This window comes from Sphingomonas oryzagri (assembly GCF_029906645.1).
Taxonomy (GTDB): domain Bacteria; phylum Pseudomonadota; class Alphaproteobacteria; order Sphingomonadales; family Sphingomonadaceae; genus Solisphingomonas; species Solisphingomonas oryzagri.
The window spans coordinates 1,412,880-1,435,457 of sequence record NZ_JARYGZ010000001.1; the positions used below are offsets into that span (position 1 = coordinate 1,412,880).

General features: G+C 68.3%; 24 protein-coding genes. 18 read left to right on the top strand and 6 right to left on the bottom strand.

The annotated features are described in order from the left end of the window. Positions 1–4: 4 nt before the first annotated feature. The 4 genes from purM to QGN17_RS06820 are packed head-to-tail and all read left to right on the top strand — an operon-like array spanning position 5 to position 2,668. Entirely contained in the window at positions 5–1,099 is a 1,095-nt protein-coding gene (gene purM, locus QGN17_RS06805) for a phosphoribosylformylglycinamidine cyclo-ligase (RefSeq protein WP_281043742.1), read from the top strand. Further along, on the top strand, positions 1,096–1,662 hold the full coding sequence (gene purN / locus QGN17_RS06810) for a phosphoribosylglycinamide formyltransferase (RefSeq protein ID WP_281043743.1): 567 nt from the start codon (positions 1,096–1,098) through the stop codon (positions 1,660–1,662). The genes purM and purN overlap by 4 nt, the downstream gene beginning before the upstream one ends. Further along, on the top strand, positions 1,659–2,021 hold the full coding sequence (locus QGN17_RS06815) for an MmcQ/YjbR family DNA-binding protein (protein ID WP_281043744.1): 363 nt from the start codon (positions 1,659–1,661) through the stop codon (positions 2,019–2,021). The genes purN and QGN17_RS06815 overlap by 4 nt, the downstream gene beginning before the upstream one ends. Further along, positions 2,018–2,668 (top strand): hypothetical protein, encoded by a 651-nt coding sequence (locus QGN17_RS06820; RefSeq protein ID WP_281043745.1) that lies wholly within the window; start codon positions 2,018–2,020, stop codon positions 2,666–2,668. The genes QGN17_RS06815 and QGN17_RS06820 overlap by 4 nt, the downstream gene beginning before the upstream one ends. A 132-nt stretch (positions 2,669–2,800) precedes the next feature. On the opposite strand, the gene ndk is transcribed toward QGN17_RS06820, so the two are convergent. Next, on the bottom strand, positions 2,801–3,223 hold the full coding sequence (gene ndk, locus QGN17_RS06825; RefSeq protein WP_281043746.1) for a nucleoside-diphosphate kinase: 423 nt from the start codon (positions 3,221–3,223) through the stop codon (positions 2,801–2,803). A gap of 149 nt (positions 3,224–3,372) precedes the next feature. Here ndk and QGN17_RS06830 point away from each other — a divergent pair, with 149 nt between their 5' ends. Together QGN17_RS06830 and QGN17_RS06835 are read left to right on the top strand one after the other, a co-directional pair. Then, positions 3,373–3,690, top strand: a complete 318-nt coding sequence (locus tag QGN17_RS06830) for a hypothetical protein (protein WP_281043747.1) — start codon at positions 3,373–3,375, stop codon at positions 3,688–3,690. Positions 3,691–3,759: 69 nt separating this feature from the next. Further along, the gene (locus QGN17_RS06835; protein WP_281043748.1) at positions 3,760–4,938 is read left to right on the top strand and encodes an aspartyl protease family protein; all 1,179 of its coding nucleotides are present in this window, start codon (positions 3,760–3,762) and stop codon (positions 4,936–4,938) included. Here QGN17_RS06835 and QGN17_RS06840 read toward each other — a convergent pair. Together QGN17_RS06840 and QGN17_RS06845 are read right to left on the bottom strand one after the other, a co-directional pair. Beyond that, positions 4,935–5,360: a DNA polymerase III subunit chi gene (locus tag QGN17_RS06840; RefSeq protein ID WP_281043749.1), complete on the bottom strand. Its 426-nt coding sequence runs from the start codon at positions 5,358–5,360 to the stop codon at positions 4,935–4,937. The two genes, QGN17_RS06835 and QGN17_RS06840, sit on opposite strands and share 4 nt — an antisense overlap. A 14-nt stretch (positions 5,361–5,374) precedes the next feature. Continuing rightward, positions 5,375–6,826, bottom strand: coding sequence for a leucyl aminopeptidase (locus tag QGN17_RS06845; RefSeq protein WP_281043750.1), 1,452 nt, complete (start codon positions 6,824–6,826; stop codon positions 5,375–5,377). A gap of 313 nt (positions 6,827–7,139) precedes the next feature. Between QGN17_RS06845 and QGN17_RS06850 the strand changes: the two genes are divergently transcribed. The 4 genes from QGN17_RS06850 to rsmA all read left to right on the top strand — a co-directional run bounded on the left by QGN17_RS06850 (position 7,140) and on the right by rsmA (position 12,663). Further along, entirely contained in the window at positions 7,140–9,395 is a 2,256-nt protein-coding gene (locus QGN17_RS06850; protein ID WP_390902682.1) for an LPS-assembly protein LptD, read from the top strand. Between the two features lie 111 nt (positions 9,396–9,506). After that, the gene (locus QGN17_RS06855) at positions 9,507–10,847 is read left to right on the top strand and encodes a peptidylprolyl isomerase (RefSeq protein ID WP_281043752.1); all 1,341 of its coding nucleotides are present in this window, start codon (positions 9,507–9,509) and stop codon (positions 10,845–10,847) included. Continuing rightward, positions 10,844–11,839: a 4-hydroxythreonine-4-phosphate dehydrogenase PdxA gene (gene pdxA, locus QGN17_RS06860; RefSeq protein WP_281043753.1), complete on the top strand. Its 996-nt coding sequence runs from the start codon at positions 10,844–10,846 to the stop codon at positions 11,837–11,839. The genes QGN17_RS06855 and pdxA overlap by 4 nt, the downstream gene beginning before the upstream one ends. Then, on the top strand, positions 11,836–12,663 hold the full coding sequence (gene rsmA / locus QGN17_RS06865) for a 16S rRNA (adenine(1518)-N(6)/adenine(1519)-N(6))-dimethyltransferase RsmA (protein WP_281043754.1): 828 nt from the start codon (positions 11,836–11,838) through the stop codon (positions 12,661–12,663). Before pdxA ends, rsmA begins: the two co-directional genes overlap by 4 nt. Before the next feature lie 101 nt (positions 12,664–12,764). On the opposite strand, the gene QGN17_RS06870 is transcribed toward rsmA, so the two are convergent. The 3 genes from QGN17_RS06870 to guaB form a co-directional block, all read right to left on the bottom strand. Next, positions 12,765–13,298 carry a tetratricopeptide repeat protein gene (locus tag QGN17_RS06870; RefSeq protein ID WP_281043755.1) on the bottom strand — a complete coding sequence of 178 codons (534 nt, stop codon included), beginning with the start codon at positions 13,296–13,298 and terminating at the stop codon, positions 12,765–12,767. A 31-nt stretch (positions 13,299–13,329) separates the two neighbouring features. Next, complete coding sequence (locus QGN17_RS06875) at positions 13,330–14,481, bottom strand: RsmB/NOP family class I SAM-dependent RNA methyltransferase (RefSeq protein ID WP_281043756.1); 1,152 nt, start codon at positions 14,479–14,481, stop codon at positions 13,330–13,332. A gap of 126 nt (positions 14,482–14,607) precedes the next feature. After that, on the bottom strand, positions 14,608–16,065 hold the full coding sequence (gene guaB, locus QGN17_RS06880; protein WP_281043757.1) for an IMP dehydrogenase: 1,458 nt from the start codon (positions 16,063–16,065) through the stop codon (positions 14,608–14,610). A 137-nt stretch (positions 16,066–16,202) separates the two neighbouring features. Between guaB and QGN17_RS06885 the strand changes: the two genes are divergently transcribed. The 8 genes from QGN17_RS06885 (at position 16,203) to QGN17_RS06920 (ending at position 22,578) form a co-directional block, all read left to right on the top strand. Continuing rightward, entirely contained in the window at positions 16,203–17,192 is a 990-nt protein-coding gene (locus tag QGN17_RS06885) for an alpha/beta hydrolase (protein WP_281043758.1), read from the top strand. 151 nt (positions 17,193–17,343) lie between these two features. Further along, positions 17,344–18,048, top strand: a complete 705-nt coding sequence (locus tag QGN17_RS06890) for a response regulator transcription factor (protein ID WP_281043759.1) — start codon at positions 17,344–17,346, stop codon at positions 18,046–18,048. A 109-nt stretch (positions 18,049–18,157) separates the two neighbouring features. Continuing rightward, positions 18,158–19,621, top strand: a complete 1,464-nt coding sequence (locus QGN17_RS06895) for a HAMP domain-containing sensor histidine kinase (protein WP_281045161.1) — start codon at positions 18,158–18,160, stop codon at positions 19,619–19,621. After that, complete coding sequence (locus QGN17_RS06900) at positions 19,618–20,043, top strand: HPr kinase/phosphorylase (protein ID WP_281043760.1); 426 nt, start codon at positions 19,618–19,620, stop codon at positions 20,041–20,043. Before QGN17_RS06895 ends, QGN17_RS06900 begins: the two co-directional genes overlap by 4 nt. Then, a complete protein-coding gene (gene rapZ, locus QGN17_RS06905) occupies positions 20,040–20,915 on the top strand; it encodes an RNase adapter RapZ (RefSeq protein WP_281043761.1) in 876 nt (291 codons plus the stop codon). The genes QGN17_RS06900 and rapZ overlap by 4 nt, the downstream gene beginning before the upstream one ends. 61 nt (positions 20,916–20,976) lie before the next feature. Next, complete coding sequence (locus tag QGN17_RS06910; RefSeq protein ID WP_022691818.1) at positions 20,977–21,384, top strand: PTS sugar transporter subunit IIA; 408 nt, start codon at positions 20,977–20,979, stop codon at positions 21,382–21,384. Then, positions 21,381–21,656, top strand: coding sequence for an HPr family phosphocarrier protein (locus QGN17_RS06915; protein WP_022691819.1), 276 nt, complete (start codon positions 21,381–21,383; stop codon positions 21,654–21,656). The genes QGN17_RS06910 and QGN17_RS06915 overlap by 4 nt, the downstream gene beginning before the upstream one ends. A gap of 124 nt (positions 21,657–21,780) precedes the next feature. Next, positions 21,781–22,578 (top strand): TrmH family RNA methyltransferase, encoded by a 798-nt coding sequence (locus QGN17_RS06920; protein WP_281043762.1) that lies wholly within the window; start codon positions 21,781–21,783, stop codon positions 22,576–22,578.

The window sequence follows — 22,578 nt, forward strand, 5'->3', positions numbered from 1 at the left end:
GCGCATGAGCGACGACGAGAGCTACACCTACGCCAAGGCAGGCGTGTCCATCGCGGCCGGAAACGCCCTCGTGAAGGCGATCGGGCCGCTGGCCAAATCGACCCGCCGGCCGGGCGCGGACGCCGATCTGGGCGGCTTCGGCGGCTTCTTCGATCCGAAGGCGGCCGGGTACAAGGATCCGTTGCTGGTGGCGGCCAATGATGGCGTCGGCACCAAGCTGAAGCTCGCGATCGACAGCGGGCGGCATGACGGCGTCGGCATCGATCTCGTCGCGATGTGCGCCAACGATCTCGTCGTACAGGGCGCCGAACCGCTCTTCTTCCTCGACTATTTCGCCACCGGAAAGCTGGAAACCGGCGTCGCCGAGCGCGTGATCGCCGGCATCGCCGAGGGCTGCCTGCAGGCCGGCTGCGCGCTGATCGGCGGCGAGACGGCCGAGATGCCCGGCATGTACGCGGACGGCGACTACGACCTCGCGGGTTTCTGCGTCGGTGCGGTGGAGCGCGGCGAGCAGCTGACCGGGGACAAGGTGGCCGATGGCGACGTGATCCTCGGCCTCGCGTCGACCGGTGTGCATAGCAACGGCTACTCACTGGTCCGCCGCCTCGCCGCCGACAAGGGCTGGAAGCTCGACCGCCCCGCCCCCTTCGACATCGAGACGCTGCTGATCGACGCGCTGCTGGCGCCGACCCGCATCTACGTGAAGTCGTTGCTGCCGATCGTGCGCAGCGGCCACATTCACGCCATGGCGCACATCACCGGCGGCGGCCTGCTGGAGAATATTCCGCGCGTGCTGCCCGACGGCCTCCACGCCTTCATCGACGCGGATGCCTGGCCGCAGGCGCCGATCATGGCATTCCTGCAGGCGCAGGGCCGGATCGAGCCGGAGGAGATGGCGCGCACCTTCAACTGCGGCATCGGCATGGCGGTGGTGGTGAACCCCGTCGACGTCGATTTCGTCACCACCGAGCTGGAACGCGCCGGCGAGACCGTTCACCGCATCGGCCGCATCGAGACGGGCGCCAAGGGCTGCACCGTCTCGGGCAAGGACGAAACCTGGGCCAAGCGCGAGGCGTGGTCGGCCACGCACAATGCGTGAGTGATCGCAGACGCGTCGCCGTCCTGATCTCGGGGCGGGGATCGAACCTCAAGACGCTGATCGATGCCGAGCAGGACGCCTACGAGATCGTCCTCGTCGCCTCCAATGTCGAGGATGCGCCCGGCCTCGATTTCGCCCGCGCCGCCGGCATCCCGGTGTTCGCCAAATCGCACAAGGGCCTCAAGCGTGCCGAGTTCGATGCGCTGATCGACGCGCAGTTGCGCGCCCATGACGTCGAGGCGGTGGCGCTCGCCGGCTACATGCGCATCCTCTCCGAAGGCTTCGTCGAGGGCTGGGCCGGGCGGATGATCAACATCCATCCCTCGCTGTTGCCGCTCTACAAGGGCCTCGACACCCATGCCCGCGCGATCGAGGCGGGCGACCATTTCGCCGGCTGCTCCGTCCACATCGTCACCGCCGGGCTGGACGAAGGCCCGGTGATCGCGCAGGCGCGCGTGCCGATCATGCCGTGGGACACGCCCGACACGCTCTCGGCCCGCGTGCTGATCGAGGAACATCGCCTCTATCCCCGCGCGCTGGCGGCGCTTACAAGGACGCTGTGACGCCGCTGGACCGCATTCGCGCCATCGCCATGGAGCAGCCCCGCGCAGCGGAGAAGCTATCCCACGGCATGCCCGTCTTCTTCATCGACAAGGGCAAGACCTTCGCCTGGTTCAGCGAGAACCACCACGGCAACGGCATCACCGCCGTACTGGTGAAGACCTCCGGCCCCGACGAGCAGGATGCGCTGGTCGAAATGGACCCGGACCTGTTCTACAAGCCCGCCTACCTCGCGCCGTCTGGCTGGATTGGCATCCGCGTCGACACCGGCGACACCGACTGGAGCCAGATCGAGGCCCGCATCGAACAGAGCTGGGCCTATGCCGCCACACCCCGTCTGAGAGAGCAGTTCGGCCGATGAACGACGTCCCCGAAACCCCGATGGAACGCGCGCGCCGCAAGTCCCGCCTGCGCTGGATCACGCTGGGCGAGGCGGTGGCGGTATCCGCCGTGATCATCTCCGGTCTCGGCCTCTGGATGAACTATCAGGACCGCCGCGACGCGCGCGCCGACAAGGTGGCCGAGGCGACGAAGGGCATGACGCGCGCCCCCTTCCACCTGAAGGCGGAAGCGAATGGCTCCGGCTCTTCGCTGACGCTGGCGCCGGTGAACGCCGACGACGTCATCCAGGGCCAGTCGATCCGCTTCCCGCCGAGCTTCGGCCTGTCGCCGGTGACAACAACCAGCGACGCGCGGATCGACGCCGACTGGTTCGCGAGCGCCCTCAAGGCGGATCGCAAGAAGCGCGAACTGCCCGACGAGACGGCCGGCGACGAACGCGTGCCGGTGATGATCGAAACAGACTATCTGGCCAATGGCGAGACGAAAAGCGCGCGTTCCTATTACGACATCGGCTACGCGCTGGAGGGCCACTTCTTAGGCGGGGCGAGCGTAAAGCTGCGTGGCTTGTCGCTGATCGGCGTCGCGGCGACGCAGGATACCCCGGCGGACCAGCGGCTCGCGGGGCTGTGGAGCCTGCGCGCGGGGAAGGTGAAGGAAAAGAAGTAGGCCCCGGCAGCGCCGAGGCCTTTTCGTCATTGCGAGCGAAGCGAAGCAATCCATGCCACGAACGTTGCGCGGATGGATTGCTTCGTCGCTACGCTCCTCGCAATGACGGCCCGAGAGCCGTCATCCGCGATGTCAGCCGACGATCTCTTCCGGCTTGAAGAAATACGCGATCTCGATCGCGGCATTCTCCAGGCTGTCCGAACCGTGGACGGTGTTCGCCTCGATCGATTCGGCCAGCTCCTTGCGGATCGTGCCCGCATCGGCGTTGGCCGGGTTGGTGGCGCCCATCACTTCGCGGTTGCGGGCCATGGCGTTCTCGCCCTCGAGCACCTGCACGACGACCGGGCCGGAGATCATGAAGGAGACGAGCTCGCCGAAGAACGGGCGCTCCTTGTGGACGGCGTAGAAGCCCTCGGCCTGCTCCTGGGTCATGTGGATGCGCTTGGAGGCGACGACGCGCAGGCCCGCATCCTCCAGCATCTTGGTGACCGCGCCGGTCAGGTTGCGGCGGGTGGCGTCGGGCTTGATGATCGAGAAGGTGCGTTCGGTCGCCATGGCGAAGCCAAGCTCCATGTTTTTAAGGTTGGAAATTGCGCGCCCCTCTAGGCGTGCGCGCGTCCGGAGGCAAGGCCCCCTCCCCGCGCCGCGCCGCGCTTCCGCCACAATCATCGCCGAGCTTGGGCAGATCATCGCTTCGATGCGGGGTGCCCATGCCCGGTTTCGCGCTGCTCATCCTCCAGGCGGCCTCCACCGTCACCACGCCCACCCCCGACGAACGCCTGCTCCATCCCGTTCCGCCCCGCCATTGCGAGGGATCGTCCGGAGAGATCATGGTCTGTGCGAAAGATCAGGAGGCATACCGCCTTCACGGCAGCGGCCCGCAGATCGAGCCGACGGTGCCGACGAAGGCCGAATGGCGGCTGTTCGGCGATACCAGGATGAACGTACATGCCGAACAGCGCGCACTCCCCGGCGTCGGCAGCGCGCCCGCCGCGATGGTGACCGTCACCGTCCCCTTCTAGTCGGATCCATGCTTGCTGGCGGCGCCGCGCGTCCGTAAGGGCCGGCCGATCTCCAGGGGGATGACAGTCATGTTCGATCGGCGTCAGTTCGGTGCTCTCCTGCTGGGAGGCCTCGCGGCGCCCGCCGCCTTCGCCACCAGGCGCGACGCGATCGCGACACCGCTGATCCTCGAGGACAAAAGGCTGTGGATCGCGGCCGCGATCGGTTCCGCCAAGCCGATGCTGTTCGTCGTCGATACCGGCGCCGGCCACGATTATATCCGCCCCGAAATCGCGCAGCAGCTGCATCTGCAGGTCGCAGGCGCCGCCGTCGCGCGCGGGCTGGGCAAGGATGCCGTGCAGGGCACGATGTACGTCGCCCACAACGTGCTGCTGGGCGGCACGATGATGGAGCAGACCGTCGCCTTCGCCGGATACGAATTCGGCGGCGGCCTTCCTGACGATGCCGCCGGGCTGATGACCGCCGGCCTGTTCACCACGCGGGACAGCGACATCGATTTCGACAAGAACGAATGGCGGCTGTGGCGCGACGGCAAGCCGGATCGCGAGGGGCTGGTGGCACTCGATTCGAAGATCACCGGGCCGGGGCGCAGCGATCTCTACTCGCACCGCATGTTCGTGCAGGCGACGCTAGACGGCGCCAGCTACCGCCTGCTGGTCGATACCGGATCGCCCGGCACGCTGCTGCTCGGGCCGCGCGCCGCCGCGCGATCGGGCCTGTTCGCGGACGATCGCCCTTATGCCCCGGCGCAGACGCGGGGGTTCGGCGGCAATGCGGCGCGGCTGAGCCGGCGCGTCCGCGCGGGCCGCTTCGCGATGGGGCCGCTCACGGTCGAGCGGCCGCTGGTCACGCTGATGGATCCGCGCCAGCAATCGCACGCCGACGACGATCATGACGGCATCCTCGGCCTGCACTGGGCGAGCCTGCTCAACTGGTCGACCGACGTGCAGGCATCGCGCCTGTGGGCGGCGCGCAACACGCGGCCGGAGACGCCCGAATCCTATCTGCTGAGCGCGGTCTGGCTGGAAAAGGACGACGACGGCCACGCCCACATCGCCGATGTCGGCGTCGGCAGCCCAGCCCATCAGGCGGGTCTGCGCGCCGGCGACACGATCGTCTCGCCTGCGGGTCTGGCCGACGCGGCGAAGGCGCTGTCGGGCCAGCCCGGCAAGGCCGTGTCGCTCCAGGTACAGAGCGCGGGCGGAGCGCCCCGCCCGGCGAACTTCACGCTACAACCCTATCTCTAGGCGACCTTCGTCCAGCGGCCGTCTTCCTGCCGCCAGTAGCGCGGCTCGACGCCCTCGCGCCCCTTGAGGCCGCGCCACGCGGTGCGCGCCGCGTCGATCGAATTGTCGTCGAAGAAATGGAAGGCGCGGTCGAAGCCCATCGCCTCCTCGCGCCATACGCCATCGACGATCGCGACATTGCGCGCCGCGTTGGCGGGTTCGGGCGTGGCGGAGATCAGGATCGGCTGGTCGGCGCCGATCAGGCCGTGCGGCAGGAAGCTTTCGACCTGTGCGGTCCACAACCCCTCGTCGATCGCCTTCGCCTGTTCCTCGTCGCCGGTGACGACGAGAAGCCGCCCGCCCCCCGCCAGCACGCGCGTCGCGATGCTGGCGAGGACGGACGCGAGCGGATCGCGGCCGAGCTGGTAGAAATCGACCTGCATCGGCCGCGCCCGAATCAGCCTTCGAGGTTGTCGGCCACGAACTTGTCGAGCACGCGCACGCCGAAGCCGGTCGCGCCCTTCTCGTAGGTGGAGCCGGCCTTCGCCGACCAGACCATGCCGGCGATGTCGAGATGCGCCCACTTCACGCCATCCTCGACGAAGCGCTTGATGAACTGCGCCGCCGTAATCGAGCCGCCACCGCGCGGGCCGACATTCTTCATGTCGGCAATCGGCGAGTCGATCAGCTTGTCGTAGGCGTCGCCCAGCGGGAAGCGCCACAATTTGTCGCCCGAGGCGTCGCTCGCCTTGAGCAGCTTGTCGGCGAGGCCGTCGTCGTTCGAGAACAGGCCGCCATATTCGTTGCCGAGGCTGATGATCATCGCGCCGGTGAGCGTGGCGAGATCGACGATCGTCTTCACGCCATGGGTCTTCTGCACCCAGGTGATCGCGTCGCACAGGACGAGGCGCCCTTCGGCATCGGTGTTGATCACCTCGATCGTCTGGCCGGACATCGACGTCACGACGTCACCAGGGCGCTGGGCGTTGCCGTCGGGCATGTTCTCGACGAGGCCGCACACGCCGATGACGTGCGCCTTCGCCTTGCGCCCGGCGAGCGCCATCATCGTGCCCGCGACGGCACCGGCGCCGCCCATGTCCCACTTCATGTCCTCCATGCCGGCGGCGGGCTTGATCGAGATGCCGCCGGTATCGAACGTCACGCCCTTGCCGACGAACGCCACCGGCTCCTTGTCCGCGCCCTTCCAGCGCATGACGAGCAGGCGGGCGGGCTTGCGCGAACCCTGCGCGACGCCGAGCAGCGCGCCCATGCCGAGTTCCGCCATCTGCTTGTCGTCCAGCACGGTGATCTCGACGCCGAGATCGGCCAGCTTCCGACAGCGCTCCACGAAGCTCTCGGGATAGATGATGTTGGCCGGCTCGGTGACCAGCTCCTTGGTGAAGGCGACACCGTCGGCCAGCGCCTTGGCGGACGTCCAGGCGGCGTCCGCGCCCTCGCCCGCGCCGACGATCACGATCTCGTCGAGCTGCGGTTTCTGGCTCGCCTTCAGCCTGGTGCGATAGACGTCGTAGCGCCAGTTGCGCATCACCGCGCCGAACGCCAGCGCGGCGGCACGGGCGCCGCTCGTCTTGTGGCCGGAGAAGTCGACGACCAGCGTCTTTTCGGAGGTCTGCACCTTCGCGGCGAGCGCACCGCCGGCCTTTTCATAGGCCTTGTCCGAATCGCCATCGCCGAGGCCGACGAGGATCACGCGCTCCTCACCGGTGAACAGCTCGGCGATCGCACCGGCCTCTCCCTCGAACTTCGCGGACACGGCGGCGCGCGCGACGAAGGCGGCGGCATCGCCGGAAAGCCCTGCGAGTCGAGCGGCTTCCACCTTGCCGGCGGTCAGCGGGATGGCGAGCGCGTGGGGCGCTTCCGGGCGGCGGTCTGCGAAGCGGACGTTCATTGCTCTTATTGTCTCCATGGGGGCGCCTTCGGGCGCTCGTTGGGGGCATATGGCAAGCCCCGCGCGCCCGCGCCACCCCTGCATCCCGCCGCAGACCCGTTCAGGGGAGATTGCGGAGCCGGCGTTGCGGTGCGATAGGCGCTGGAAAGGCTAGGCCGTTCGGGCACTCCCTGGGGGACAAGTGGATTTCAGAAGCCCGAATATCGTGTTGAACGCCCGGCGCCTGGCAGACACGCGCCTCGCTACCGCCCTTCCGCTCGTGCTCGCCCTGACTTCGGCGCCCGCGCTGGCGCAGGGTGCGCCCGACGCCAGCATGGGCGCCGGCGGCGGCTTCGGCGCGAGCGACAACGGCCGCCCGGCATTGTCCCGCCCCTCGCCCGACCCGGCGCTGACCGTCGCGAACGTCGACAAGCCGCTGGCCGACAACGAGGCCGCGTTCACCGCCGACCAGCTCGACTACGACACCGACAAGCATATCGTCACCGCCACCGGCGACGTCCGCATGATCCGCCAAGGCAACCGGATGCGCGCCGACAAGGTGGTGTGGAACCGCGACACGGACGACGTCCACGCCTACGGCAATGTCGCGATCCAGAACCCGCAGGGCGACATGACGTACGCCCAGGATGCGGAATTGACCGATTCGATGAAGGACGGCGTGGCGCAGGACATGCTGCTCGTCCTCGAAAACGGCGGACGCATGGCGGCCAAGCAGGGTGCGCGCAAGGATGGCGTCTACACGCTCAACCACGCCGCCTACACGCCCTGCGACGTGACCACTAACGCGGGCTGCCCGAAGGAGCCGATCTGGAAGATCACCGCGGCGAAGGTGGTCTACGATCCCGCCCGCCACCGCGTTTCATACCGTGACACCCGCCTGACGTTCCTGGGCCTGCCGATCTTCTGGCTGCCCGCCTTCTCGCATCCCGACGGATCGGGCGCGGGCGGCAATTCGGGCCTGCTGGTGCCGGACATCAGCTATAACAGCCGCAACGGCCTGCAGGTCGCGACGCCTTATTACATCCAGCTCGCGCCGAATCGCGATCTGACCGTCACGCCCTACGTCTTCACCGCCGTCGCGCCGATGCTCAGTGCCGAATATCGCTCGCTCTCCGAAAAGGGCGCGTGGCGGATCCAGGCCTATGCCACCGAAAGCAGCCGCACGACGATCACCGGCGACAATGGCAAGCGCGATCCGCGCGGCTATATCGAGGCGAACGGGACGTGGCAGCTCAGCCCGACCTGGACACTGACCGGATCGATCCGCGCCGTATCCGACAAGACGTTCCTGCAGCGCTACGACCTCAATTACGACGACACGCTGCGTTCGGTGGTGAAGGCCGAGCGGATCGACGACGACAGCTATCTCTCGATCGCCGGCTGGGCGTTCCAGACGCTGGTCCCGAAGCTGCCCGGATCGAACCTCGCGCAGGCGCGACAGGGCCAGCAACCCTTCGCGCTGCCCGCGATCGACTATCGCCGCCGGATCACCGACCCGTGGCTGAACGGCACCTTCACGCTGCAGGCCAACTCGCTCGCGCTGATCCGCACCGACGGGCAGGACACGCAGCGCGCCTTCACCAGCGCGCAGTGGGAAAAATGGCTGCTCACCGGCATGGGCCAGCTGATCACCTTCACAGCCTATGGCCGCGCCGACGTCTATCACAGCTCGGACAACGGGCTGACCCAGACGGTGATCTACCAGGGCCAGCCCGGCTGGCAGACGCGCGGCATCGCCGCGGGCGCGATCGACGTGCGCTGGCCTTTCGCCGGCGCGGTTTGGAACGGTACGCAGCGGATCACGCCGCGCATCCAGTTCGCCGGCAGCCCCAAGACACGCAACATGCAGATCCCCAACGAGGATTCGCGCGCCGTCGATCTGGAGGACACCAACCTCTTCTCGCTCAACCGCTTCCCCGGCTACGACCGGTGGGAGGATGGCGCGCGCGTCACCTACGGCGTCGAATATGCGCTGGACCTGCCGCGCTTCTCGCTGCGTTCGGACATCGGGCAGAGCTATCGCTTCTCCAACCGCGCCAGCATCCTGCCGCCGGGCACCGGGCTTTCCGGCCGCACCTCCGACATCGTCGGCCGCGCGACCGTGCGCTACGGCAATTTCGTGAGCCTCACCGAACGTTTCCGGCTCGACAAGAACAGCTTCGCCATCCGCCGCAACGAGATCGACGCGACGCTGGGTTCGGCCAACTCCTATCTCGAGGTCGGCTACCTCAACCTCAGCCGCAACATCGATCCGGCGATCGAGGATCTGCGCGATCACGAGGAAGTGCGGCTGGGCGCGCGGCTCGCGATCGGCAAGCGCTGGTCGCTGTTCGGATCGACGACGCTCGATCTCACCAAGAACGAGCAGACCGTCACCGCCAGCCAGAGCCAGACGCTGCAGGATCTGGAGGACGGCTTCGATCCGGTGAAGTCGCGCGTCGGCCTCGCTTATGAGGACGACTGTTTCGAGGCGAGCGTCCAGTGGCGGCGCAACTATGCGGCGTTCGGCGACGCACGCTACGGCGACAGCTTCCAGTTCCGGCTGGCGTTCAAGAACCTCGGACGCTAAAGCCTTCATTCATCGGCGCCCTGCGACAAGGGCCGATCGCGATGTGTGCTTCCGAGGGGGAAGCGCGACCTGACGGGCGGGATTGAGAACGGCGTGATTTCCAAGAAAGCTATGTTCAAGCCGCGCCTGGCGGCGCTTTGCCTGGCGGGCGCGATCGCCCTCATCGGCCCCGGCCACGCCTTCGCCCAGGGCGATGACGGGGCTGGCGTCACCAATCCGCTCAACCTGCCCAATGACGTGCAGGTGTTCGGCAAGTTCGATCCGACGATCCGCAAGGCGACCGCGATCGTCAACGGCTTCATCATCACCGACACCGATGTCGATCAGCGCCTGAACCTGGTGCTTGCCGCCAACGGCCAGCAGGTCGCCGGTGAGGAGAAGGACCGCCTGCGCCTGCAGGTGCTGCGCAACCTGATCGACGAGACGCTGGAGATCCAGGAAGCGAAGTCCAACGATGTCGACGTGCCGCAGTCGGACATCGATTCGACATTCCAGCGCGTCGCCGGCCAGTTCAAATACACGCCGGACCAGTTCGCCGCCTTCCTGAAATCGAAGGGTTCGTCCGCCGCCTCCATCAAGCGCCAGATCCAGGGCGAAATGGCCTGGCAGCGACTGCTCGATCGCAAGGTGCAGCCGTTCATCAACGTCGGCGACGACGAGGTGAAGCAGGTCATCGCCCGTCTCAACGCGGCGAAGGGCGCCAAGGAATATCATGTCGGCGAGATCTTCATCTCCTCGACCCCGGCCACGGATGCGCAGTCGCATGAGAATGCCGACAAGGTGTTCGAGCAGTTGAAGAAGGGCGGCAGCTTCGTCGCCTATGCCCGCCAATATTCCGAAGCCTCGACCGCCGCGGTCGGCGGCGATCTCGGCTGGGTGCGCGCCGAGCAGCTTCCCGATGCCATCGCGCAGGTGCTCCCGCAGATGCAGAACGGCTCGGTCACCCCGCCGATCCAGGTGCCGGGCGGCTATTCGATCATCGCCCTGCAGGACACCCGTCAGGTGCTCACCTCCGATCCGCGCGACGCGCTGCTGAGCCTGAAGCAGATCACGATCAGCTTCCCGCCGGGCACGACGCAGGCCACCGCCGGCCCGCGCGTCGCCGCCTTCGCCGAGGCGACGCAGAAGATGGGCGGCTGCGGCGCCGCCAAGGACGTCGCCACCAAGTTCGACGGCAACATGGTCGAGAACGATAACATCAAGATCCGCGATCTGCCGCCGGCGCTGCAGGAGCAGATGGCGGCGCTGTCGATCGGCCAGTCGACCACGCCGTTCGGCTCGGTCGAGGATGGCGTGCGCGTGCTCGTGCTGTGCGGCCGCGACGATCCTCAGACCGCGAACGCGCCCTCCTTCGACGCCATCTACAATCAGATGGAGCAGGAGCGCGTCGATCTGCGTGCCCGCCGCTACCTGCGCGATCTGCGCCGCGACGCGGTGATCGAGTACCGATGAGCGTCGCCCCGATCGCCGTATCGATCGGCGATCCGGCCGGGATCGGCCCCGAGGTGCTGGCCAAGGCCTGGGTGCGGCGCGCCCAGGACCGGCTGTCGCCCTTCTTCGCGATTGGCGACCTGCGCTCCATCTCCACCGTCTGGAAAGGCCCGCTGCGCAAGATCGACGGACCCGAGGACGCCGCCGCCTGCTTCGGCGAGGCGTTGCCGATCATGGAAGTGGAGGATGCGGGCGAGATCGTCCCCGGCCAGCCCAACATGCCCGGCGCACGCTGTGCCATCGCCAGCCTGGAGATCGCGGTCGGCCTCGCGCGGGAGGGGGCCGCGAGTGCGATCGTCACGGGGCCGGTCTCCAAGGCCGAACTCTACGCGATCGGCTTCACCCATTCCGGGCAGACGGAATTCGTCGCCGAACGCTGTGGCGTGTCGCCGGGCAATGTCGCGATGATGCTCGCCGGCCCGACGCTGCGCACCGTCTGCATCACCACCCACGTTCCGCTGGCCCGCGTGCCGAGCCTGCTCAGCGTCGATCTGGTCGTGTCGCGGGCGCGGGTGACGGCGCGCGGCCTGCAGCGCGATTTCGGCATCGACAATCCGCGCATCGCCATCGCCGGCTTCAATCCCCATGCCGGGGAAAGCGGCGCGCTCGGCCGTGAGGAGATCGACATCCTGCTGCCCGCGATCGAGCAGCTGCGCGACGAAGGGATCGACATCGTCGGCCCGATGGCGGCGGACACGATGTTCCACCCCCGTGCCCGCGCCCGCTACGATGCGGCGCTGTGCACCTATCACGATCAGGCGCTGATCCCGCTCAAGACGCTGCATTTCGACGAGGGCGTCAACATGACGCTGGGCCTGCCGATCGTGCGCGCCGCGCCCGATCATGGCACCGCGTTCGAGATTGCGGGCAAGGGGCTGGCCGAGCCGGGAGCCACGATCGCGGCGATCCGGATGGCGGGCGAAGCCGCGGAGCGTCGCGCCAGCGCGTCATGAGCGGTCTCGCCGATCTTCCCCCGCTGCGCGAGGTGATCGCGAAGCACGGGCTGTCCGCATCCAAGTCGCTGGGCCAGAATTTCCTGCTCGATGGCCAGCTGCTCGATCGCATCGCGCGGGTGGCGGGCAATCTGGACGGGCAGCGCGTCTACGAGGTCGGCCCTGGCCCCGGCGGGCTGACCCGTGCGCTGCTCCGCGCCGGCGCCACCGTGACCGCCGTGGAGCGCGACCGGCGCTGCCTCCCCGCGCTGGCGGAGCTTGGCGAGGCCTCGGGCGGGCGGCTGCGCGTGATCGAGGGCGATGCGCTGGAAATCGACGAGCGGGCGGAGGCCGGCGACGGTGCGCACATCGTCGCCAACCTGCCCTACAATGTCGGTACCGTGCTGCTGGTCCGCTGGCTGGAGAGCGAGGCGTGGCCGCCCTTCTGGTCCTCGCTCAACCTGATGTTCCAGAAGGAGGTCGCCGAGCGGATCGTCGCGAAGCCCGGTAGCGACGCTTATGGGCGGCTGGCGGTGCTTGCCCAGTGGCGCGCCGACGCCGCGATCGCGCTCAACGTCCACCGATCGGCCTTCGTGCCGCCGCCCAAGGTGATGTCGGCGGTGGTGCACATCGTGCCCAAGGCGATGCCGGAAGGCGTCGATCCGGCGAAGCTCTCCGCACTCACCGGCGCCGCCTTCGGGCAGCGCCGCAAGATGCTGCGCCAGAGCCTGAAGGGGATGCCCGGCGCGCTGGACGCGCTGACGACGCTCGGCATCGCGGTGGAGCGTCGCCCGGAGACGCTCTCGGTCGACGAATTCGTCGCAGTGGCGCGGGCACTCAGCTAACCTACCACCCCATCGTCATTGCAGAGTTGAGAAGCAATCCACAGGCGCTACGTTCGTGGCGCGGATTGCTTCGCTACGCTCGCAATGACGAAAAAAGCCGCTCAGTTCTTCTCGGGCGTGGTGGCTTCCTGGCCCTTCGGCGGCACCTTGTCGGTCACCTGCGCGGTCTGCACTGCGGCCGGCGGGCCCTTGGCGATCGCGGCGGCGAGCGTTGTCGCGGCCGGGCAGGTCGCGTTGCCGCAGAGCTTCTGGACGCGCGCGAGATTGTCCTTGGCGCGATCGACCGCGCCGCGCTGGACCAGCGCATCACCCTCGCCCGACAGCGCCGCGAGATCGTTCGGCTCCAGCAGCAGCGCGTTCTTGTAGTAGCGGATCGCCTTGCCCGGCATCGCCTGCGCCTGCGCGACCTTGCCGAGCGACACGAAGGCCGCACGATTCTTGGGATCGGCGACCACCGCTGCCTCCAGCGCATCGTTGGCGGCGGGCAGGTTGCCGGCGGCCAGTGCCGCCTCGCCGCGCTTCTCGAAGGTCAGCGAAGTCGGGTTGATCTGGCTGTCCGGCTTCTGGCCCAAGCTTCCGCTGGAAATCGTCAACACGCCGAGCACGGCAGCAGAGGCAAGGGCGAGGAACCGCATCTGTTTCTCCGAAAGCGACATCACAGTCTCTCTAGCACGGTGCCTTGAGCCTCGCGACGAAAAAGCCGTCGGTACCGTCGGTGGCGGGGGTCAGGCGCAGGCCCGGCCCGCGCGGGGTGCCGGCGGGGAGCATGACCGGTTCGGCCGCCCAGCCCGGATGGCGCGCGAGGAAGGCCTCGGCCTGCCCCGCCCCCTCCTCGTCGAGCAGCGAGCAGACGATGTGGACAAGCGTGCCGCCCGGCCGCACCAGCCGCGCCGCGACATCGAGCAGGCGCGATTGCAGCGCCACCACCCGCGCCAGCCGCTCGGGCGTGAGGCGCCAGCGCGCCTCCGGATTGCGCCGCCAGGTGCCTGTCCCCGAACAGGGCGCGTCCACCACCACGAGATCGGCCACGCCCATCAGATCGCCCAGCGCCATGATCTCGCGCCCGCCGTCGAGCAGGCGCGTCTCCGCGATGGTCACGCCGGCCCGCTCGGCACGGGGCGCCAGGCGCGAGAGGCGGTTGCGATCCGCGTCGCAGGCGAAGATGATGCCGCGATCGTCCATCGCCGCCGCGAGGCCCAGCGTCTTGCCGCCGGCGCCTGCGCAGAGATCGACCACCTTCATGCCGGGCTCGGCGGCGCAGGCGATCGTGACGAGCTGGCTGCCCTCGTCCTGCACCTCGACCAGACCGGCCTCATATTCGGGCAGCGTATCGACCAGTGTACCTTCGGGCAGGCGCAGGCCGTCGGGCGCGTGGGGTGTCGGCTCCGCCCCCTCGATGGCGATCGGGCCGTCCTTGAGGCGGTTGATCCGGAGATCGAGCGGTGCGCGCTCAAGCAGGCCCAGCCCGCCGAGCTTGTCGCGCAGCCACATCGGCACTTCGGCCGCTTCGGCGCTGGTTTCGTTGGCGGCGATCGGCGGCGGACCGTGGACCGAACCATCGAACAGAGCGGCGAGCGCCGGATCCCCCTCCGCCAGCCCGATCAGCGCGGCACGCCCGCTTTCGGGCCGCTCGCCCGAACGACGAATCGCGGCATAGACCAGTTCGCGCACCGCGCGGCGGTCCTTCGACCCCGCGTAGCGGCGCGCGCGGAAGTAACGCTGGATGATGACGTCGGCGGCCGCGCCGGCATCACGCGCGGCGGCGATCACCTCGTCGAGAATGTCGATCGCCGCCTGGGCGCGGGCCTGCGGGGTCATCGATCCACCCCCTCGCCACGCAAAACTCCGTTCGCACTGAGCGAAGTCGAAGTGCGGGCATCAGGCGCAGCGCTTGCAGCCCGTCCTTCGACTTCGCTCAGGACGAACGGACGATTGGGCAAGGGCCTAGCGCGTCGGATAGTTCGGCGCCTCGCGCGTGATCGTCACGTCGTGGACGTGGCTTTCCTTGAGGCCCGCGCCGGTGATCTGCACGAAGCGGGCGCGCTCCTGCAGCTCCTCGATGGTGTGCGATCCGGTATAGCCCATCGCCGCCTTCACGCCGCCGACGAGCTGATGGATCACATCCTTGGCCGGGCCCTTGTACGGCACCTGACCCTCGATCCCCTCGGGCACGAGCTTCAGCTGATCCTTGATGTCCTGCTGGAAATAGCGGTCGGCCGATCCGCGCGCCATCGCGCCGACACTTCCCATGCCGCGATAGGATTTGTACGCACGGCCCTGATAGATAAAGGTTTCGCCCGGCGCCTCCTCGGTGCCGGCGAGCAGCGAGCCGACCATCACGGTCGAGGCGCCCGCCGCCAGCGCCTTGGCGATGTCGCCCGACGTGCGCAGGCCGCCGTCGCCGATCACCGGCACGCCATGCTTCTTGGCCTCCTCGGCCGCGTCCATGATCGCAGTGAGCTGCGGCACGCCGATGCCGGCGACGACGCGCGTGGTGCAGATCGAACCGGGGCCGATGCCGACCTTGAGACCGTCCGCCCCCGCATCGATCAGCGCCTTGGCGGCTTCCGCGGTGGCGATGTTGCCGGCAACCACCTGCACGTTGTTGGACAGGCGCTTCACCCGGTCGACCGCCCTCGCCACGTCCTTGTTGTGGCCGTGGGCGGTGTCGATGACGATCAGGTCGCATTCGGCGTCGATCAGCGCCTCGGTGCGCTCGAAGCCCTTGTCGCCGACCGTCGTCGCGGCGGCGACGCGCAGGCGGCCCGACGCATCCTTGGTGGCCGACGGATAGGTCACCGCCTTCTCGATGTCCTTCACGGTGATCAGGCCGACGCAGCGATAGTCACCGTCCACTACCAGCAGCTTCTCGATCCGGCGCTGGTGGAGCAGGCGCTTGGCATCCTCGGTCCCGGTGCCGAGCGGCACGGTGGCGAGGTTCTGCGCGGTCATCAGCTCCGAAACCGGCTGCTTCGGGTTCTCGGCGAAGCGCACGTCGCGGTTGGTGAGGATGCCGACCAGCTTGCCCGACGCCTCGGTGACGGGGATGCCGTTGATGCGGTGGCGGGCCATCAGCTCCTGCGCGTCGGCCAGCGTCGCGTTGGGCGCGATGGTGATCGGGTTGACCACCATGCCGCTTTCGTAGCGCTTCACCGCCTTCACGGCCGCCGCCTGTTCCTCGACGGTCAGGTTGCGGTGGAGCACGCCCATTCCGCCGAGCTGCGCCATCACGATCGCCATGTCGGCTTCGGTGACCGTATCCATCGCCGCCGAGAGGACGGGGATGTTGAGCGCTATGCCCTTGGTGACGCGGGTCTGGGTGTTCGCCATGCTCGGCAGCACTTCGGACTCCGCCGGCTGGAGGAGCACGTCGTCGAAGGTAAGGCCGAGGCGGATCTGCATGGGGGTCGAATCTTTCGCTGGGCGACGGGATTCGCACCCCTATAGGCATGGGTCGGTTGCTTTTCCAGACCATCCCGCCACAGGAACAAAAGCCGGGGGCGATGCGATCATGTCGGGCCACCGAAACCGGAGACCGGATGATCCTCGATCGACGCGCTCTGCTGGCCAGCATCGCCGCCGCCGCCTCCCCCGTGACGCGGGAGGGCAAGCCGGTGAGCCTGGTGCCGACGGACCAGCAGACCAAGAAGCCGTCGTCGGCGACGATCCCGCTCTGGCCCGGCCCGGCACCCGGTTCGCCGCCGGCGCCGCGATTGCCCTCGCCCAAGCTCAGGCAGACGCCGGTGACGGGCGGCAAGGAATATCGGCTGAAGGGCATCGCCGCCCCCGTGCTGTTCGCCTATCGCCCGGCGCAGCCCAACGGCGCCGCGATCATCGTGATGCCGGGCGGCGGCTTCACCTTCCTGTCGATCGAGAATGAGGGGAGCGTGCCGGCAACCTTCTTCACCGATTTCGGCTACACCGTCTTCGTGCTGAGCTATCGCCTGCCGGGCGAAGGCTGGACCAACCGCGCCGACGCGCCGCTGCAGGACGCGATCCGCGCGATCCGTCTGGTGCGGGATCAGGCCAAGGCCTACGCGATCGATCCGGACCGTGTGGCGGTGCTGGGCTTCTCGGCGGGCGGGCATGTCGCCGCCAGCCTCGCCACCGACTACGGCACGCCGCTCTATCCGCCGGTCGACGCGGCGGACAAGCTGTCGGCCAAACCGGCGCTGGTCGGGCTGATGTACGCCGTCACCACGATGAAGAAGTTCGAGACCCATTCGGTCTCGCGCGCCAACCTGCTCGGCCCCGATCCGGCGCCCGATCTGGTGCAGCGCCGCTCGCCGCTCGCCCATATCGGCGCGGGCACCCCGCCCTGCTTCGCGGGCTGCGCGCTCGACGACCCGGTGGTGCCACCCTTCTGCTCGATCGACTGGCTCGCCGCCTGCCAGACGGCGAAGGTGCCGGTGGAGGGCCATTTCTTCGAGAAAGGCGGCCATGGATTCGGCCTGCGCCTCTCCACCGACAATCCCGGCGCGCTGTGGCCCGAGCTTTTCCGGCTGTGGATGGGCAAGCACGGCCTCTGACCCCGCATCGTCATTGCGAGGAGCGAAGCGACGCGGCAATCCATAACGCAACGCCTGTGGCCGTGGATTGCTTCCCCCGGATCAAGTCCGGGGTCGCAATGACGAAGGAAGGCCGATTTGCCCCTTGGCTCCGCTCTGCTAGAGGATCGCGATGTCCGCCTCCATTGCCCTCGTCGACGACGATCGCAACATCCTGACCTCCGTCTCGATCGCCTTGCAGGCCGAGGGCTTCGCCGTGCGCATCTATTCGGACGGCGAGGCCGCGCTCAAGGCATTCGCCGAGAACGCGCCCGATCTCGTCGTGCTCGACATCAAGATGCCGCGCATGGACGGGATGGAGGTGCTCCGGCGCCTGCGCGAAAAGAGCCAGGTGCCGGTGATCTTCCTCACCAGCAAGGACGACGAGCTGGATGAGGCGCTGGGCCTCGCGATGGGCGCCGACGATTACATCGCCAAGCCTTTCTCGCTCCGCCTGCTGATCGCGCGCATCCGCGCCATCCTGCGCCGCACCGACGCGCGCGCGCAGCCACAGCCCGAGGAGGAGACGCCCGCCGAGCGGCTGGTGCGCGGCCGGCTCGACATGGACCCTGCCCGCCACAAGGTGCGCTGGGACGGCGAGGAGGTGGTGCTGACCGTCACCGAATTCATGATCCTGGAGGCGCTCGCCCAGCGCCCCGGCTTCGTCAAATCGCGCGATCAGCTGATGGATGCCGCCTATCAGGACGACGTCTATGTGGACGATCGCACCATAGACAGCCATATCAAGCGTCTGCGTCGCAAGTTCAGGCAGGTCGACCCGCAGTTCAAGGCGATCGAGACGCTGTACGGGGTGGGATACAGATTTGGCGAGGAATGAGCCGCCGGCGCGATCGCTGCGCACGGATCCGGACGACAATCCGCTCACCTGGTCGGCCCGCTGGTCGCTGACCAGTCGTATCCTCGCGGTCAACGTCTTCGCCGTTGCCATGCTGGCGGGCAGCTTCGCTTATCTCGACAGCTATCGCGCCCGCGTCGCCGAAGAACGGACCGAGCAGGCCGAGGACGATGCGCAGATGATCGGCACTGCGCTCGCCGCCGTGTCGCCGGAAAAGCGCGCGCGCCTCGCCACCCAGCTCGCTCTGTATGAGGGCGAACGGGTGCGCGTCTATGATGCCGCCGGCACCCCGATCCTCGACAGCTGGCGTACCGGGCCGATCACCTACCAGTTGATCGATCCCGAGACGCAGCCCTGGCAGAAGCATGTCGCGCGCTTCATGGACAGGACGTTCGACGATATCGTCGGCGCCGATCATGTCAGCGATTTCGTCGAGCCGGCGCACGACGTGCGCGATGCCTGGCCGGAGGCGAAGCTGGCGGCGGCCAATCCCAACCGCGTCTATTCGATGCGCCGCTACGCGCCCGATCGCACGCCGGTCTTGTCCGCCGCCGTCGCCGCGCCCGGCGTGGGCACGGTGCTGACCACCAACAATGTCCGCGACATCACCCGCATCGTGCGGGCCGAGCGCTACGCCATCGGGCTGGTGATCGGAGGCGTGCTGATCGTCTCGATCCTGCTTTCGCTGTTCCTCGCGCGCACCATCGCGCGGCCGCTGCGCCGGCTGGCGCTCGCCGCGCATCGCGTGCGGCTGGGCCGCGCGCGCGAGGTGGTGGTGCCACGCCTGCCCTCCCGCCGCGACGAGATCGGCCTGCTCGCCCGCGCCCTGTCGGACATGAGCCAGGCGCTGCGCCGCCGGATCGACGCGGTGGAGGCGTTCGCCGCCGACGTCTCCCACGAGCTCAAGAACCCGCTCGCCTCGTTGCGGTCCGCTGTCGACAGCCTTGGCGTGGTCAAGGATCCGGCGTTGCAGGATCGCCTGCTCGACATCGTGCGCGACGACGTGGTGCGGCTCGACCGGCTGATCACCGACGTCGCCGAGATCTCGCGGCTCGACGGCGAGCTTTCGCGCGCGCGCTTCGAGGCGGTGGACCTCGGCCTGCTGATCGAGGGCATGGTCGAGGCGCGAGACGAGCGCGGCCGCAACGGCGATGTCCGCGTCGCCTTCGCGCGCCCCTATATCGACACCGCCGTCGTGTTCGGCGATCCCGGTCGCCTGGCCCGCATGATCGAGAATCTGATCGACAACGCCGTCTCCTTCTCCCCGCCGGGCGGGCTGGTGGAAGTGAGCGCGATCGGTATCGAGGGCATCGTGCTGATCGCGATCGAGGACGAAGGCCCCGGCGTCCCGCCCGACAAGCGCGAGACGATCTTCCGCCGCTTCCACACCGACCGACCGGATGCCGAGGAGCCGGAACGCCATTCCGGTCTCGGCCTCGCCATCGCCAAGGCGATCGCCGACGGGCATGACGGCACGATCGAGGTGCGCGATCGCTCCGACGGCCGCAGCGGCGCCCATTTCCTCATCACCCTGCCGAGGGCACCCGAAGCATGAGCCAGCTCTCCTCCGATCTTCTCCACGCATCCTGCGTCGCGATCGGGGGGCAGGCCGTGCTGCTCTCCGGCCGGTCGGGCACCGGCAAGTCCGATCTGGCGCTGCGCCTGATCGATCGCGGTGCGGTGCTGGTGTCGGACGATTATACCGAGGTCCGCCGTCGCGACCGGAAGCTGTACGCGACGCCCCCCGCCCGCATCGTCGGCAAGATCGAGGTGCGCGGCATCGGCATCGTCGACATGCCGCACCTCGCCGAGGCCGAGGTCGCGCTGCTGATCGACCTGGACGGGGCGGTCGAACGGATGCCCGAGGCCGCCACACGCCGGCTGGCCGGCATCGAGGTGCCGGTGTTCACGCTGGCGCCGCTGGAGGCGTCCGCGCCGATCAAGGTCGAGCTGCTGCTCAAGGCGCTGGCGCGATGAGCGAAGGCCAGCATCGTCGCCTCGTCCTGGTCACCGGCATGTCCGGCGCGGGCAAGTCGACGGCGGTGCGCACGCTGGAGGATCTCGGCTGGGAGGTGGTCGACAACCTGCCGCTGATGCTGCTCGATCGCCTGCTCGACGCCCCCGCCCCCACCGACGGGGACGAGGAGCGCCCGCTCGCCGTGGTGGTCGATGCACGGACCCGTGGTTTCGATCCCGCACGCACGGTCGCCCGCATCCAGAAGCGCCGCGAACAGGGCGACGATGTCGGCATCCTGTTCCTCGATTGCACCGGCGCCGAGCTGGTTCGCCGATTCTCCGAAACGCGTCGCCGCCACCCGCTCGCCCCCGATCGCCCCGCGGAAGACGGCATCGCCCGCGAGCGCGAGCTGCTGCAGCCGCTCAGGCAGGCGGCGGACCAGTTGATCGACACCACCGACCTCAACGTCCACACGCTGGCGCAGGAGCTGCGCAGCCGCTTCGCCACGCCGGAGGCCGGGGTGACGCTGTCGATCATGTCGTTCGGTTTCGCGCGCGGGGTACCGCGCAACGCCGATCTGGTGCTCGACATGCGCTTCCTGCGCAATCCGCACTGGGATCCGGAACTCAAGCCGATGACGGGACTCGATCAGCCTGTGGCCGATTATGTCGCCGCCGATCCGGCCTATGCCGAAGCGCTGGACCGCATCGACGGGCTGCTCGCCCTGTTGCTTCCGCGCTACGCTGCGGAAGGAAAGAGTTACGTCACCATCGCTTTCGGCTGCACAGGCGGCAGGCACAGGTCCGTCCATGTTGCCGAAACGATAGGCAGACGGTTGCGCGGGCGCGGTTTTTCGCCCACCATCCTGCATCGCGATCTGGCCCCGCACTGAGAGAGCCGGACGCAAGGGAGCGAAGGGTGACCGCGGAGAAGGGCCAAACTCGGGTGGATCGATGATCGGTTTGGTGCTGGTGACGCACGGACGTCTTGCGGCGGAATTCGTGACCGCGATGGAACATGTGGTGGGTCCGCAGGAGGCGATCGCGCCGATCTGCATCGGGCCGGAGGACGATATGGAGGGTCGGCGCAACGACATTGCCGAGGCGATCCGCTCCGTGGATCAGGGCGACGGCACGATCGTGCTGACCGACCTGTTCGGCGGCACGCCCTCCAATCTCGCCATCTCGCTGATGAAATCGGACAGTGTCGAGGTGATCGCGGGCATCAACCTGCCGATGCTGATCCGCCTCGCGTCCGCGCGCCGCACGATGAAGATCAAGGCCGCCGTCGCTGCCGCGCGCGATGCGGGGCGCAAATACATCTCCGTCGCATCCGACCTTTTGGGAGAGGCCGCCGCGTGACACAGCCCGTCAGCCAGACTGTCCAGATCACCAACAAGCGCGGGCTGCACGCGCGGGCCTCCGCCAAGTTCGTCACGCTCGCCTCGGGCCAGCCGGCCGCCGTGGAGGTGGAGAAGGACGGATCGAAGGTCGCGGGCACCTCGATCATGGGGCTGATGATGCTGGGCGCCGCGAAAGGCGACCACGTCACGATCAGCGCCGAGGGCGAAGGCGCCGAGGCGACGCTGGCGGTGCTGGTCGAGCTGATCGAGAACAAGTTCGGCGAGGAATGAACCTCTAGAGCCGCCGCCATACCCCGTTCGCACTGAGCATAGTCGAAGTGCGGGCCTCACATGCAGCGCTCGCTGCCCGTCCTTCGACTTCGCTCAGGACGAACGGATCGCTATAGCCCTCCATATGCCCCGCGAGATCACCGCCTTTTCCAATCCCCTCGTCAAGCGCGTGCGCAACCTGCGCGAGAAGCGCCATCGCCGCGAGGAGGGCCTGTTCATCGCCGAAGGGCTGCGCATCCTCACCGATGCGGAGGAAGCCGGCCGCCTGCCGCGCTGGATCTTCTACACCGGCGAGATGCGCAACCATCCGCTCGTCCGGCGCCTGTCCGCCGCGTGCGAGGCGGATGGCGGCGAGGCGATCGAGACCAATGTGGACATCCTCCACAAGCTCTCCGGCAAGGACAATCCTCAGACCGTGCTGGGCGTCTATGCCGAGTTCGATACCGCGCTGGAGCGGATCGACCGGTCGGCCTCGGGCATCTGGATGGTGGCCCAATCCCTGCGCGATCCCGGCAATCTCGGCACGATCCTGCGCACCGGCGACGCGGTCGGCGCGGGCGGGCTGATCCTCGTCGACGATTGCGTCGATCCCTTCTCGGTCGAGGCGGTTCGCGCCTCGATGGGCGCGTTGTTCACCCAGACCATCGCCAAGGCGAGCTGGGCCGAGTTCATCGGCTGGCTGCGGTCCGGCCCCGGCCAGCTCGTTGCGCTCAGCCTGCGCACCGACATCGACTATCGCGCGGCGACCTATGAAGCGCCGACCTTCCTGCTCGTCGGCAACGAGGCGCGCGGCCTGCCGGCGGAATATGAGGATGCCTGCGATCTGCGCGTGAAGCTGCCGATGCGGGGCAAGGCGGACAGCCTCAACGCCGCGATCGCCACCGCGGTCATGGCCTATCAGGTGCTCGGCCAGCGGCTCTGA